Annotated in this window: 13 protein-coding genes; 2 read left to right on the plus strand and 11 right to left on the minus strand. The window is 66.3% G+C overall.

Annotated elements, in window-relative coordinates; all coding sequences use genetic code 11:
* Positions 1-76: 76 nt before the first annotated feature.
* The 6 genes from hutH to ACREYQ_RS13605 all read right to left on the minus strand — a co-directional run bounded on the left by hutH (position 77) and on the right by ACREYQ_RS13605 (position 6,449).
* Positions 77-1,663, minus strand: a complete 1,587-nt coding sequence (gene hutH, locus ACREYQ_RS13580) for a histidine ammonia-lyase (RefSeq protein ID WP_432258103.1) — start codon at positions 1,661-1,663, stop codon at positions 77-79.
* Between the two features lie 61 nt (positions 1,664-1,724).
* Entirely contained in the window at positions 1,725-2,486 is a 762-nt protein-coding gene (hutC, locus tag ACREYQ_RS13585) for a histidine utilization repressor (RefSeq protein WP_432258104.1), read from the minus strand.
* 6 nt (positions 2,487-2,492) lie between these two features.
* Positions 2,493-3,272, minus strand: coding sequence for an ABC transporter ATP-binding protein (locus tag ACREYQ_RS13590; RefSeq protein WP_432258105.1), 780 nt, complete (start codon positions 3,270-3,272; stop codon positions 2,493-2,495).
* Positions 3,269-4,138 carry an ABC transporter permease gene (locus tag ACREYQ_RS13595; RefSeq protein WP_432258106.1) on the minus strand — a complete coding sequence of 290 codons (870 nt, stop codon included), beginning with the start codon at positions 4,136-4,138 and terminating at the stop codon, positions 3,269-3,271. Before ACREYQ_RS13595 ends, ACREYQ_RS13590 begins: the two co-directional genes overlap by 4 nt.
* 27 nt (positions 4,139-4,165) lie before the next feature.
* Positions 4,166-5,134, minus strand: a complete 969-nt coding sequence (locus ACREYQ_RS13600) for an ABC transporter substrate-binding protein (RefSeq protein WP_432258107.1) — start codon at positions 5,132-5,134, stop codon at positions 4,166-4,168.
* A 307-nt stretch (positions 5,135-5,441) separates the two neighbouring features.
* A complete protein-coding gene (locus ACREYQ_RS13605; protein ID WP_432258108.1) occupies positions 5,442-6,449 on the minus strand; it encodes an NAD-dependent epimerase/dehydratase family protein in 1,008 nt (335 codons plus the stop codon).
* Between the two features lie 9 nt (positions 6,450-6,458).
* Here ACREYQ_RS13605 and ACREYQ_RS13610 point away from each other — a divergent pair, with 9 nt between their 5' ends.
* Together ACREYQ_RS13610 and ACREYQ_RS13615 are read left to right on the plus strand one after the other, a co-directional pair.
* Positions 6,459-7,517: a CDP-6-deoxy-delta-3,4-glucoseen reductase gene (locus ACREYQ_RS13610; protein WP_432258109.1), complete on the plus strand. Its 1,059-nt coding sequence runs from the start codon at positions 6,459-6,461 to the stop codon at positions 7,515-7,517.
* Between the two features lie 291 nt (positions 7,518-7,808).
* Positions 7,809-8,996 (plus strand): acetylornithine transaminase, encoded by a 1,188-nt coding sequence (locus ACREYQ_RS13615; RefSeq protein WP_432258110.1) that lies wholly within the window; start codon positions 7,809-7,811, stop codon positions 8,994-8,996.
* 298 nt (positions 8,997-9,294) lie between these two features.
* Here ACREYQ_RS13615 and ACREYQ_RS13620 read toward each other — a convergent pair whose 3' ends face one another.
* The 5 genes from ACREYQ_RS13620 to ACREYQ_RS13640 all read right to left on the minus strand — a co-directional run bounded on the left by ACREYQ_RS13620 (position 9,295) and on the right by ACREYQ_RS13640 (position 14,339).
* Positions 9,295-10,011, minus strand: a complete 717-nt coding sequence (locus tag ACREYQ_RS13620) for an ABC transporter ATP-binding protein (RefSeq protein WP_432258111.1) — start codon at positions 10,009-10,011, stop codon at positions 9,295-9,297.
* Between the two features lie 17 nt (positions 10,012-10,028).
* Positions 10,029-10,805, minus strand: a complete 777-nt coding sequence (locus ACREYQ_RS13625) for an ABC transporter ATP-binding protein (protein WP_432258112.1) — start codon at positions 10,803-10,805, stop codon at positions 10,029-10,031.
* A gap of 13 nt (positions 10,806-10,818) precedes the next feature.
* Positions 10,819-11,976 (minus strand): ABC transporter permease subunit, encoded by a 1,158-nt coding sequence (locus ACREYQ_RS13630; protein WP_432258113.1) that lies wholly within the window; start codon positions 11,974-11,976, stop codon positions 10,819-10,821.
* A gap of 11 nt (positions 11,977-11,987) precedes the next feature.
* Positions 11,988-12,923, minus strand: coding sequence for a branched-chain amino acid ABC transporter permease (locus ACREYQ_RS13635; RefSeq protein WP_115012883.1), 936 nt, complete (start codon positions 12,921-12,923; stop codon positions 11,988-11,990).
* A gap of 213 nt (positions 12,924-13,136) precedes the next feature.
* Positions 13,137-14,339: a branched-chain amino acid ABC transporter substrate-binding protein gene (locus ACREYQ_RS13640; RefSeq protein WP_432258114.1), complete on the minus strand. Its 1,203-nt coding sequence runs from the start codon at positions 14,337-14,339 to the stop codon at positions 13,137-13,139.
* Positions 14,340-14,477: the final 138 nt, after the last annotated feature.

Here is a 14,477-nt window from a genome sequence, read left to right on the forward strand (position 1 = left end):
CTTTGATGGCGGCTATGGCGCGATCAGTTTGGTCTGGTGGTGTTTGCGCGGTATCGCATCCGGATGCGCCGGCGCTTCAACTTGCGTTAGTCGGCAAAATTGCCCTGACCGCCGCAGGCCAGCCCGCCCCCGCATCGCCCTGCACCACCCATTGCTTCATGGCCTCGATATCCGGCGCCAGGTAGCGGTCCTCTTCGACAAAGGCCACGCGCGCGCGGATGCGGGCCAGTTCCTGCTCCACCAGCGGCGATGACTTCAGCGGACGATGGAATTCGATGCCCTGCGCCGCGGCCATGGCCTCGATGCCGACCACCACCGCGGTGTTGGCGGCCATGTCGCCCAGCCGGCGTGCGCCGTAGGTGGCCATCGACACATGGTCTTCCTGGTTGGCCGAAGTCGGCAGGCTGTCGACGCTGGACGGATGGGCCAGCGACTTGTTCTCCGAGGCCAGCGCCGCGGCGGTCACCTGCGCGATCATGAAGCCCGAGTTCAGGCCGCCGTCGCGCACCAGGAACGGCGGCAGGCCCGACAGGCCGGTATCGAGCAGCAGCGCCAGGCGGCGCTCGGAAATCGCGCCGATCTCGGCGATCGCCAGCGCGATGATGTCGGCGGCGAAGGCCACCGGCTCAGCGTGGAAGTTGCCGCCGGACACCACATCGCCCTGCTCGGAGAACACCAGCGGGTTGTCCGACGCGGCATTGGCCTCGATCTGCAGGACGCGCGCGGCGTGCTGCAGGTTGTCCAGGCATGCGCCCATCACCTGCGGCTGGCAGCGGATCGAATACGGGTCCTGCACGCGGCCGCAGGCCTTGTGCGAATCGACGATCTCGCTGCCGTCCAGCATGGCGCGCACGGCGCCGGCCACGGCGACCTGGCCGGCCTGGCCGCGGGCTTCATGGATGCGGGCATCGAACGGCTTGACCGAACCCTTGATCGCCTCCAGCGACAGCGCGCCGGCCACCAGGCCGGCGGCAAAGGCGTCTTCGGCGGCAAACAGGCCGGCCAGCGCCAGCGCGGTCGACACCTGGGTGCCGTTGAGCAGCGCCAGGCCTTCCTTGGGGCCCAGCTCGAAGGCCTGCAGGCCGGCGTGGGCCAGGCCCTCGGCGGCGGGCACGCGCTTGCCGTCGACCAGCACGTCGCCCACGCCGATCAGCGTGCACGACATATGCGCCAGCGGCGCCAGGTCGCCCGAGGCGCCCACCGACCCCTTGGCCGGGATGCACGGCGTCACGCCGTGGTTGGCCAGCGCCAGCAGCGCCTCGATCAGTTCGGGGCGCACGCCCGAGTGGCCGCGCGCCAGGCTCACGGCCTTGATCGCCAGGATCAGGCGCACCGTGTCTTCGGCCAGGTCCGGGCCGGTGCCGACGCTGTGCGACAGCACCAGGTTGCGTTGCAACCGGGCCAGCTTGTCGTGCGGGATGCGGCTCTGCGCCAGCTTGCCGAAGCCGGTGTTGATGCCGTAGACCACGGCGTCGGCGTCGATGATGTCCTGCACCGTGGCCTGCGCGGCACGCACGCCGGCCCAGGCCGATTCGGCCATGGCCAGGCGCACCTCGCCGCGGTAGATGCGGCGCAGGTCGGCCAGGGTCACACGGCCCGGCTGCAAGGTCAGCACGGGGCGGGAAGCGCGGTCTTGTTGGCTGGCTGGTATGCTCGCGGTCATTTGTATGTTCCTGTCTATACAGCTTAGAGTAAAAACTGAACCGTGGGGCTGATTCCTGGAATCAGCCGAAAGCGGGGTTGCCCTCGGCGCGGAAGCGGCTGCCGAGGCGATATCGGTTGCCCGGATGCAGGCAACGCACAAAGGTCACCGGCACGCCGTTGGTCCAGGTGCGGCGCGTCAGCATCAGGCAAGGTTGCGTGGGCGGCATTTCCAGCTGCGCGGCCTGCTCCGGCGTGGCGGCGATGGCATCGACCACATGCTCTACCTGATCGTAGGGCACATGGCGCAGCAGGTACTCGCCGGGCTGGGTCTCGCTGAAATCCTGGCCGATGAAGTCCGGCGCCACGCGCGGGTTGACGTAGCGGTCTTCCAGCTGCACCGGCACGCCGTCCTCGCGATGCACGCATACCGAGTGGAACACCGATTCGCCGGTGCGCAGCTCCAGCGCGGCAGCCACCTCGATCGATGCCGAGACGCGCTCCACCAGGATCACGTCGCAGGCATAGTCATGCCCGCGCATGCGGATCTCGTCCTGCAGGTTGACCACCGAGAGCAGCGTCGACTGCGGCTTGTGCTCGGCCACGAAGGTGCCCACGCCGGCCACACGCACCACCCGGCCCTGCTCCTGCAGCTCGCGCAGCGCCCGGTTCACGGTCATGCGCGAAACGCCGAAGCGGTTCACCAGTTCCTGCTCCGACGGCACCCGGTCGCCCGGCTGCCACGCGCCGCTCTGGATCTGGCGGGCGATGTACTCCTTCACCTGCTGGTAGAGCGCGGTGGCAGAGGCAGAAGCGGGAGTCGGGGTGCCGGCGGCGTGGTTCATAAGGTCTTAGTGCTCGGCCGAGGCCATGGCCTCGGCGCGGATTTCCTCGGTCAGCCGCGCCTTGAGCGCGGAAAACTCCGGCGTGGTCTTGATCGTGTAATGGCGCGGATGCGGGAAATCGACCGCGATCTCGCTCTTGATCCGACCCGGCCTGGCGGAGAACACCGCCACCCGGTTGGCCATGAAAATGGCCTCGTCGATATCGTGGGTCACGAATAATACCGTCTTGCGCGAGGCCTCCCATATGCCCAGCAGCAACTCCTGCATCAGCACGCGGGTCTGGTTGTCGAGCGCGCCGAAGGGTTCGTCGAGCAGCAGGATCTTGGGATCGTTGGCCAGTGCGCGCGCAATCGCGGTGCGCTGCTGCATGCCGCCCGACAACTGCTTGGGGTAATGGTGCTCGAAGCCGCGCAGCCCCACGCGCTGGATAAAGAAGTCGCTGCGCTCCTTCTGCCCGGCCGCGCTCATGCCGCGCTCGCGCAGGCCGAAGCGCACGTTCTGCTCGATCGTCAGCCACGGGAACAGCGTGTACGACTGGAACACCATGCCGCGGTCCGCGCCGGGGGCGAACACCGGCTGGCCGTCCAGCAGCACGCGGCCGCTGGAGGGGGTGTCCAGCCCGGCCACGATGCGCAGCAGCGTGGACTTGCCGCAGCCCGAGGGCCCGAGGATGGTGACGAAGTCATTGTCGCGGACCTCGAAGTCGACCGGCTGCAGCGCCAGGGTCTGGCCGCCGCGCGGGTTGGAGAAGGTGCGCGAGACCTGCTGGATGGACAGTGCGCTCATTGGATCGAACTCCACGGGAACAGGCGCTGGTTGGCGCGCTTGAAGACAAGGTCCGAGACCAGGCCGATGCAGCCGATCACGATGATGCCGAAGATGATCTGCCCGGTATTGAGCAGCGCCTGGCTGTCAGTGATCATGTGCCCGATGCCCGACGACGAGCCGATCAGCTCGGCCACGATCACATAGGTCCAGGCCCAGCCCAGCACCAGCCGCAGGATCTCGGCGATCTCCGGCGCCGCGCCCGGGATCAGCACGCGCCGCACGATGCCGGCGCTGTTGGCGCCCAGCGTGTAGGCCGCCTCCACCAGGTCCTTGCGCGCGCCGCCGACCGCCACCGCCACCATCAGCACGATCTGGAAGAACGAGCCGATGAAAATCACCAGCAGCTTCTGGGTCTCACCGATGCCGGCCCACAGGATCAGCAGCGGGATGAAGGCCGACGCGGGCAGGTAGCGGCAGAACGACACGAAAGGCTCGAAGAACGCCTCGGCCGCCTTGTAGGCACCCATGAAGATGCCCAGCGGCACCGCGATCGCCGCGGCCAGCACGAAGCCGCCGAGCACGCGCCACACGGTCATGCCGATGTCGCCGATGAAGTTGTACTCGGTGAACAGCACCACGCCTTCTTTGGCCATCGTCATCGGGTCGGCCAGGAACGTGCGCGGCACGAAGCCGCCCAGCGTCACCACCGCCCAGATGCCGAAGAACAGCACGAAGAAGGACAGGCCCAGCATCCAGCGGGTGTTGGGCGCCACCGGCACCAGCGGTGCCAGCCACGGGTGGCGCCGGCGCGCCGGCGCTGCCTGCGCGGCGGGAGCCGCCACGGCGGCGGCCGGGGCGGGTGAACCAATTCGGGCTTGCGTCATGACGTCACGCTCCTGGGGACTGCCGGGTTACTTGAGGAAACGCGCGTCATACAGTGCCGTCACATCCGGCACCTGGCGGATCACGCCGATGTCCAGCAGAACGCCCGCCGCTTCCTTGCTGAAGCTGGCGAGCTCGCCGCCAAAGAACTTGCGGTTGGCCTCGCGGTCCTGCCAGCGCAGGTAGGCGGAGGACTTGGCGAACTGCTCGCCGGTCTGCTTGACCGCCGCGCCCATGATGTCGTTGGCTTTGGCCGGCTCCTTCTGGATCATCTCCAGGGCCTCGAAGTAGCTGTCGACCAGCGCCTGCGCGGCCTTGGGGTTGTCCTTCAGCCACTTGGGCGCGCAGCCCAGCGTGTCGGTCACCATCGGGTAGTCCAGCGTGGTTGCCAGGATCTTGCCCTTCTCCGGGTTCTGCCGCACGGTCGACAGGTACGGCTCATAGGTCATGGCGCCATCGTTCTGGCCCGCCACGAAGGCCTGCGCGGCCGCCTGCGGCGACAGCGTGGTGGTCTTGACGTCCTTGAGCGACATCCCGTTCTTCTTCAGCATCCAGGCCAGGCCGAAGTAAGGCGCGGTGCCCGGCGCATCGACGCCGATGGTCTTGCCCTTCAGGTCGGCAAAGCTCTTCACATCGGCACGCACGGCCAGGCCGTCGGCGCCGTAGGACTTGTCGAGCTGCACGATCTGGGTGATGGGCACGCCGTTGGCGTTCCAGGCCACGTGCGTTTCCACCGTGGTGGCCGCGCACTGGATCGCGCCCGAGGCCAGCGCCAGGTGGCGGTCCTTCTGCGGGATCATTTTGATGTCGACGTCGACGCCGTGCTTCTTGAAGATGCCGGCCTTGTCGGCCAGCGTCAGCGGCGCAAAACCGGTCCAGCCGCTCATGCCCAGCGTGACCGGGGTGTTCTGCGCCTGGGCCGCCCCAGCCCCCAAAGCCACAACCAGCACCGCAGCCTGCACTGCCATCCGACCGCGAATCCTGCTCTGATTCCTCATCTGTACGCTCCTTTGGTGTGTCCGTCGACGGCTGGCCATGCGTGTGGCCGCGCTCGTTTTCGGGCATTAAACAATGCTTGTATATACAAGTCAACGTAGGGCTTCCCCCAAGCAACCAGGCGGGTAACCGCCTTCCAAGGCGCTTTATGGCTGGGATTCGCCAACAGGCGCAGCACCACGCCGGTTCACGAAGCGCGCATCTAGCACCGCGACGGGGCGACAGATGTGTTGCTGTATAGACAGGAACAAACGGCGCACTCTGAGAGCAAGCCCTGTGCCAGTCACACGGGCGCAACCCGCCAGGCGGTCAGGCGTCGAAGAAGGAAGCGACGGTGGGATAACGCAGCCGCAGGCGCAGCTCGCGTTTCAGGCGTCGGTTGTCAAGCCGGCGCGATTCGCTCATGAAGCTCAATAGCGTCTTGTCGATCACTTCATGCGCCTGCCCGCGCGTGATCCGCGGCGGGCGCGGCAGGCCGCGGCGGTCGGCGACCAGGTCGAAATAGTCGGCCATGCGCAGTTCGGTGTCGTCGCTGGCATGGACCACCCGCTGCGGGCGCCCGCGGAACAGCGCCGCGATCATGGTGCGCGCCAGGTCGTCGGCGTGGATATGGCTGGTGTAGACGTCGTCCTGCGGCACCAGCGCCGGCGTGCCGCGCTTGAGCCGGGCCACCGGCAGGCGGTCTTCGGCATAGATGCCGGGGATGCGGACCACGCTGGCGCGCCAGCCGGCATCGCGGCCAAAGGCGCGCACGGCCTGCTCGGCGGCCACGCGGCGGCGCGCGCGGGCAGTCTGGGGCCGCACGGTGTGGAATTCGGACACCCGGGCGCCCTGCCGGTCGCCGTAGACGCCGGAGGTGCTGGCGTAGACAAACGCAGCGCGGGGCCGGGTACGGTCGGGTAGAATGGCGGGCTCGCCGGCAAGCATGCCGGCGGACGTCCTGGCACGGCGCCAGGCCGTCCGGCGCAGTGCGGCGAGCAGCGCACGCGTGCGCGGATCGCCTGCGCCCTGCCCGGGCGGCGGCGCCAGGTCCAGCACCTGCGTGGCCAGCCCGTGCAGCCGTGCCAGCGTGGCCGGCCGGTCCAGGTCCGCCACCAGCGGCACCGCGCCGGCGGCACGCAGTTCGGCGCGGCGCGCCGGCTGCGACGTCACGGCAAAGACACGCATGCGCGACGACAGGATACGCAGGCAGCGCGTCCCCACATCCCCGCAGCCAACGATCAACAGGCGCGGGCGGCCCAGCCGGCGCGAAGGCGCCGGCAGCCGCGGCAGTTGTGGAAGGCGCGAGGGCTGCAGCTTCGACAGAATTTGGCTCATAGACCGATTATGGCTTATCAAGTAACCGTCATGCCCAGCGGCCACAAGTTTGAAGTGGCCACGGACGAAACCATCCTCGGCGCGGCCCTGCGCCACAGCATCGGGCTGCCCTACGGGTGCAAGAACGGCGCCTGCGGCTCATGCAAGGGCCGCGTGCTCGCCGGCGACATCGTGCAGGGCGACCACGCCCCGGCGGCACTGACCGCGCAGGAAAAGACCGAGGGCCGCGCCCTGTTCTGCTGCGCCAACGCCGCCTCGGACATCACCATCGAATGCCGCGAAGTCCACGGCGCGGGCGATATCCCGATCAAGAAGGTGCCGTGCCGCGTGACCTCGCTCGAGCGCCTGGCCGACGACGTGATCGCCATCAAGCTGCAGCTGCCCGCGACCGAGCGCATGCAGTACCTGGCCGGCCAGTACGTGGAATTCCTGCTGCGCGACGGCAAGCGCCGCAGCTACTCGATCGCCACGCCGCCGCATGAGGACGGCCCGATCGAGCTGCATATCCGCCATATGCCGGGCGGCGCCTTCACCGACTACGTCTTTGGCGCCAGGGAAGGCCAGCCGGCCATGAAGGAGCGCGACATCCTGCGCTTCGAGGGCCCGCTGGGCAGCTTCTTCCTGCGCGAGGAATCCGAGGCCCCGATCATCCTGCTGGCTTCCGGCACCGGTTTCGCGCCGATCAAGGCCATCGTCGAACACGCCGCCTACACCGGCATCACCCGCCCGATGACGCTGTATTGGGGTGGCCGCCGGCCCACGGACCTGTACATGCACGCGCTCGCCGAGCAGTGGGCGCGCGACCTGCCCAACTTCCGCTACGTGCCGGTGGTCTCCGACGCGCTGCCGGAAGACGACTGGCAGGGCCGCACCGGCTTTGTCCACCAGGCCGTGATCGCCGACCATCCCGACCTGTCGGCCCACGAGGTCTACGCCTGCGGCGCGCCGGTGATGATCAATGCCGCGCGCGGCGACTTCACCCGCCAGTGCAAGCTGCACGAGGACGCGTTCTTCGCCGACTCGTTCACCTCCGAGGCCGACATGCACCCGGCCGCTCCCGCGGCCTGAGGCCGCCGGACAGCCGTTCCTTCAGCGCAACAATGCCCGGGCCCGCCAAAATTCGTTTTGACACCCGGGTCCATGCGCCTTATATTTGCCCGCATGCACACGACCTTCAACCGACGCCGCAGCTTCCGTACGTCGCTCCCCGCTGGGGTGCCGCGCGGCTGACCGTCGACTGCGTCTGTTCATGTCAACGAGCCACGGGCAACCCCCGTGGCTTTTTGTTTTTGTTCTTGTTCCTGCTGCGTCTTTCGCGCCCGTCCGTCCATCGTTACACGCCGACCCCTGGAGTCCGCCATGGCATTTGCTGAGTATCCCGTCCAATCCCTGATGTACATCACCAACCGGCCCGAACTCGTGTTCACCGAGGGCAAGGGCTCCTGGCTGACGGATCACAACGGCAAGCGATACCTGGACTTCGTGCAGGGCTGGGCGGTGAACTGCCTGGGCCATTCCAACCAGGGCATGATCGACGCGCTGGTGGCCCAGTCGCACAAGCTGATCAACCCGAGCCCGGCCTTCTACAACGAGCCCATGCTCAAGCTGGCCAAACAGCTGACCGACAACAGCTGCTTCGACAAGGTCTTCTTCGCCAACAGCGGCGCCGAGGCCAACGAAGGCGCGATCAAGCTGGCGCGCAAATGGGGCCGCAAGCACAAGGACGGCGCCTTCGAGATCATCACCATGGACCACAGTTTCCATGGCCGCACGCTCGCCACCATGAGCGCGTCGGGCAAGGCCGGCTGGGACACCATCTTCGCGCCGCAGGTGCCGGGCTTCCCGCGCGCCGAGCTGAACGACCTGGGCTCGGTGGAAAAGCTGATCACCAGCAAGACCGTCGCCATCATGCTGGAGCCGGTGCAGGGCGAAGGCGGCGTGATCCCCGCCACCCGCGCCTTCATGCAGGGGCTGCGCGCGCTGGCCGACAAGCACAGGCTGCTGCTGATCGTCGATGAAGTCCAGGCCGGCTGCGGGCGCTGCGGCACGCTGTTCGCCTACGAGCTGGCGGGCGTCGAGCCGGACATCATGACGCTGGGCAAGGGCATCGGCGGCGGCGTGCCGCTGTCGGCACTGCTGTGCAAGGCCGAAGTCGCCAGCTTCGAGGCCGGCGACCAGGGCGGCACCTACAACGGCAACCCGCTGATGACCGCGGTGGGCAGCGCGGTGATCGGGCAGCTGACCGCGCCGGGCTTCCTTGACGAGGTCAAAGCCAAGGGCGAGTACCTGAGGGAGCAACTGCTGGCGCTGTCGGCCGAGTTCGGCCTGGGCGGCGAACGCGGTGAGGGCCTGCTGCGCGCGCTGCTCCTGAACAAGGACATCGGCCCGCAACTGGTGGAAGAAGCGCGCGACATGGGCCCGCAGGGCCTGCTGCTGAACGCGCCGCGCCCCAACCTGCTGCGCTTCATGCCGGCCCTGAACGTGACCCGCGACGAGATCGACCAGATGATCGGCATGCTGCGCGCGCTGCTGAAGAAGCTGGGCTGATAAAAGAGGCCTCGCGCAAAGCGAGGCCTGAGGGCTGCTATCGAGCGCTGCATGCCAATGCGTCGATGACGCCCGCAGCAGGCACCCCTCTCCCGCGTGCGGGAGAGGGGTGGGGGTGAGGGCAAGCGTTTGCCAGCGCCACGAGCTTATAAAAAACGTTGGCCCTGCTTGATGTGGTTCCTAGCTAGACCACCCCTCACCCCAACCCTCTCCCCATGAGGGGAGAGGGAGAACACCTTGCTCAGGCTAGTTCGGGCGGCTTTGGAGCACCCAAAACCGCTCGCTCTTGCTATGGCCTTTACTCACCCAGGTAGGCCGCCCGCACCTTCGGATCGTCCAGCATCTGCCTGGCGTCCCCGCTCATGGTGATCAGGCCCGACTCCATCACGTAGCCGCGGTGCGCGGCCTGCAGCGCCAGGCGCGCGTTCTGCTCGACCAGCAGCACGGTCACGCCCTGCGCCGAGATGTCGCGCACGACCTCGAAGATTTTCTCGACCATGATCGGCGACAGGCCCATCGAAGGCTCGTCCAGCAGCAGCACCTTGGGCTGGCTCATCAGCGCGCGCGCCATCGCCAGCATCTGCTGCTCGCCGCCGGACATGGTGCCCGCCAGCTGGTTGGCACGCTCCTTCAGGCGCGGGAAGATGCCGAACATGCGCTCGACATCGGCCTTGATGCCGGCTTCGTCGTTGCGCGTGTAGGCGCCCATCTGCAGGTTCTCGGTGATGGTCATGCGCGCAAACACGCCGCGGCCTTCCGGCACCATCGCCAGGCCCTGCTTGAGCAGCGCGTAGCTGGGCACGCCCTTGATCGACTTGCCCATGTACTCCACGTCGCCGCCGGCCCAGCCCTGCAGGCCGGTGATGGCCTTCATGGTGGTGGTCTTGCCAGCGCCGTTGGCGCCGATCAGCGTCACCAGTTCGCCATCCTTGATGTCGAGGTCGATACCCTTGACGGCCTGGATGCCGCCGTAGGCAACCTTCAGGCCCGAGATCTTCAGTACTGTCTGTGTCATTGCTTGTCCTCCGGCCATCAGTGCGCCGATGCGCCGAGGTAGGCCTCGATCACCGCGGGGTTGCTCTGCACGTCTTGTGGCAGGCCCTGGGCAATCACCTTGCCGTAGTCCAGCACCGTCATGCGGTTGCACAGGCCCATCACCAGCTTCACGTCGTGTTCGATCAGCAGGATGGTCTTGCCATCATTGCGGATCTTGTCGAGCAGGCCGCGCAGCTCGACCTTCTCGGTCGCGTTCATGCCCGCGGCCGGTTCGTCCAGCGCCAGCAGCTTGGGCTCGGTCGCCAGCGCGCGCGCGATCTCCAGCCGGCGCTGGTGGCCGTACGACAGGTTGCGCGAGGTGAAGTTGGCGTACTTGCCGATGCCGACATAGTCGAGCAGGTCATGCGCGCGGTCCTCCACATCCGCTTCTTCCCGGCGCACCGAAGGCGGCCGGAACACCGCACCCAGCAGGCCTGCCTTGGTCCGCACGTGCCGGCCCACCATCACGTTCTCGAGCGCGGTCATGTCGTTGAACAGGCGAATATTCTGGAAGGTGCGGGCAATGCCGGCCTTGGCCACTTCGTGCACGGCGGTCGGCTGGTAGGGCTTGCCGCCCAGCACGAACTCACCGGAATCGGGCGTGTACAGGCCCGTGATCACGTTGAAGAACGTCGTCTTGCCGGCGCCGTTGGGGCCGATCAGGCCATAGATTTCGCCCGGCTTGATCTGCAGGCCCACCTCGGACAGCGCCTGCAGGCCGCCGAACCGCTTGTTGACCCCCTGTACCGACAGGAGGAAATCGTTGTTGCTCATGTTATCCCCCTGATCAGAATCGGCCGATGCTGCCCGCCCGGCGCACCACCGGACGGTCTTCCTTGCGCGGCGACGGCCAGATGCCCGCCGGGCGATACAGCATGACGCCCACCAGGGCCAGGCCGAACAGCAACTGGCGCAGCACTTCGGCATCGACGACCACGTGGCCGAACAGGCCCGTCTGCATCGGCTCGGCCACCACGCGCAGCAGTTCCTGGAAGCCCACCAGCAGGATGCCGCCGAGGATCACGCCAGGGATGTGCCCCATGCCGCCGAGCACCACGATGGCCAGCACATAGATCGACTCCCACAGCACGAACGATTCAGGCGACACAAAGCCCTGGAAGGCACCGAACACCGCACCGGAAGCGCCGCCGAACGAGGCTCCCATGGCAAAGGCCAGCAGCTTGATGTTGCGCGTGTTGATGCCCATTGCCTTGGCGGCGATCTCATCCTCGCGGATGGCGACAAAGGCGCGGCCGATACGCGAGTTCTGCAGCCGCAGGCAGATGAACACGATCGCGATGACCAGGAACACCAGCAGGTAGTAGTACATGAACACCGGCGTGAACTTGAGGCCGAGGATCTCGTGGGACTTCGAGAAGTCGAAGCCGAAGATATGGACCGGATCCACCGCCGTGATCCCCTTGGGCCCGTTGGTGATGTTCAGCGGGCGGTCAAGGTTGTTCATGAAGATGCGGATGATCTCGCCGAAGCCCAGGGTCACGATGGCAAGGTAGTCGCCACGCAGCTTGAGCGTCGGCGCACCCAGCAGCACGCCGAAGGTGGCCGCCACCAGGATCGCGATCGGCAACACGAACCACATCGACAGATGCAGGCCGTGGGGGAACAGCTGATGGATCCACTCGAACTGGTTGGACAGGTGGGGCGAGCCCAGCAAGGCCATCAGGTAGGCGCCGACGGCGTAGAACGCGATATAGCCGAGATCGAGCAGGCCGGCGAAGCCCACCACGATATTCAGGCCCAGCGCCAGCATGATGTAGATCAGCGCGAAGTCGAGCACGCGCACCCAGTAGTTGCCGCCCAGCGTCTGCACGATGAACGGCGCGCACAGTGCGACCACCAGGAAGCCAATGAGCGCGGCCAGGGTCTTTGCCGGAACGCGCGAAGGCGCCGCAACCGCCGCCGTGGATGGAATCGGAGTATTCATGGATTCGCTCCTCAAGCGCGTTCGGCCACCCGCTCGCCCATGATGCCGGACGGACGGAACACAAGTACGGTAATCAGCACGATAAAGGCAAAGACGTCCTGGTAATTGGAGCCGAAGACGCCGTTGGTCAGGTCGCCGATATAGCCGGCGCCGAGCGCTTCGATCAGGCCCAGCAGCATGCCGCCTACCATGGCGCCAGCCAGGTTGCCGATGCCGCCCAGCACCGCGGCGGTAAACGCCTTCAGGCCCGGGATGAAGCCCATGTAGAAGTGGGCATTGCCGTAGTTGGTGGCCATCATCACGCCGGCCAGCGCGGCCAGCGTGGCGCCGATCATGAAGGTGGCGGAAATGACGAAATTGGGGTTCACGCCCATCAGGCCGGCCACCTTCTGGTTCTCGGCGGTGGCGCGCATGGCGCGGCCCAGCTTGGTGCGGTTGACCAGCGCGAGCAGCCCGGCCATCACCATCACGGCCATGCCGATGATGACCATTTCCTTGCCGGTGATGGTGGCGCCGGTCGAGCCGATATCGATGGGCTCGGACGGCAGCAGCTGCGGGAAGGTCAGCGGGTTGCGCGACCAGATCAGCATGCCCATCGTCTGGAGGATGATGGAGACGCCGATCGCGGTGATCAGCGGTGCGAGCCGTGGCGCATTGCGCAAGGGCCGGTAGGCGATCCGCTCGATGGAATAGGCCAGTACTGCGCAAACCGGCATGGCGATCAGCGTGGCGATCACCAGCGTCAGCCATTCCGGCAGGCCGGGGGCGTATTTCTGCAGCCCGAGGATCGCTGACAATGCGGTCAGTGCGCCGATCATCAGCACGTCGCCGTGGGCGAAGTTGATGATCCCCAGAATGCCGTAGACCATGGTGTAGCCCAGTGCGATCAGCGCATAAATGCTGCCGAGCACCAGACCGTTCACGATCTGCTGGATAAAGATATCCATGAAAACTCCTGCTTCAGTCCCGGACCTTGCGGCATGGTATGGACGCCGGGGGGGACCATGATGTGTGATGGGTAAGGTTGCTGAGGTTGGTTTGCTGGTAAGCGGCCTGCCATGTTCCATCCAGGGTAAGGATGCTTCTACATTAGGCGAGGCTAAAAAGAACGGCACCGCAAAATACTCACGGTGCCGTTCGGACGGGCCGGTAAGCCCTGATTACATCTTCACGACGTCGAGGACGGACTTCTTCTTGTCCTTGTACTCGTACAGCGTGATGGTGCCTTCCTTCATGTCGCCCTTTTCGTCGAAGGCGATATTGCCGATCACGCCCTTGTAGTTGGTCTTGGGCATTTCGGCCAGGATGGCAGCCGGCTCGGTCGAGTTGGCGCGCTTCATGGCGTCGACGACGACCATCACGGCGTCATAGGTGAACGGTGCGTAGATCTGCACCGGGGCGTTGAAGCGGGCCTGGTAGCGCTTGTCGAAGTCGGCACCGGTCTCCATCTTCGACAGGGCCAGGCCTGCCTCCGAGCAGATGATGTTCGACACGGCATCGCCGGCCAGCTCGGCCACCTTGTCGGTACAGACGCCGTCGCCGCCGACGATCTTGGCGCCGATGCCAAGTTCCTTGGCCTGCTTGGCGAACGGGCCGCCGGTGGCGTCCATGCCGCCGTACATGATGACGTCAGGCTTCTTGCCCTTGATCTTGGTCAGAATGGCCTTGAAGTCGGTGGCCTTGTCGTTGGTGGCTTCACGCGCGACCACATTCACGCCGGCCGCCTTGGAAGTCTTCTCGAACTCGTCGGCAAGGCCCTTGCCGTAGGCAGTGGCATCGTCGACGATGGCCACGCTCTTGGCGTGCAGGGTCTTGGCGGCGTAGTTGGCCAGGGCCGGGCCTTGCTGGGCGTCGGTGGCCACCACGCGGTAGGTGGTCTTGAAGCCCTGCTTGGTGTAGTCCGGGTTGGTCGACGACGGCGAGATCTGCACGATGCCGGCGTCGCTGTAGATCTTCGACGCCGGGATCGACACGCCCGAGTTCAGGTGGCCGACCACGGCCACGACCTTGGCGTCGACCAGCTTCTGCGCCACGGCGGTGCCGGTCTTCGGATCCGCCGCGTCGTCTTCGCCGACCAGTTCGAGCTTGATCTTCTTGCCACCGATTTCCAGGCCGGTCTTGTTGACTTCTTCCACGGCCAGGCGGGCGCCGTTTTCGTTGTCCTTGCCAAGGTGCGCGATACCGCCGGTCAGCGGGGCCGCGTGGCCGATCTTGACGACGACCTCACCGCCACCCGCTGCGGGAGCGGCAGCCGCCGGCGCCGAAGATGCCGGTTCAGCTGGCTTCTCTTCCTTCTTGCCGCAAGCTGCGACCAGCGCCACTGCGGCCGCGATCGGCAGAATCTTGGCAAACGTGATTTGCATGAGTGATCTCCTAGGATTCACAAGAACAGGGATTTGCAACGCCTCCCGGGACGTTTCCCTGGACCGCCTTTGTTTAGTTTCAATTTGAAACGCGCGCATTGTATCGCCTTTCTTCGTCGATGCAATACGCGACGCAAC

It is taken from the genome of Cupriavidus sp. TMH.W2 (genome assembly GCF_050847365.1).
Lineage (GTDB): Bacteria > Pseudomonadota > Gammaproteobacteria > Burkholderiales > Burkholderiaceae > Cupriavidus.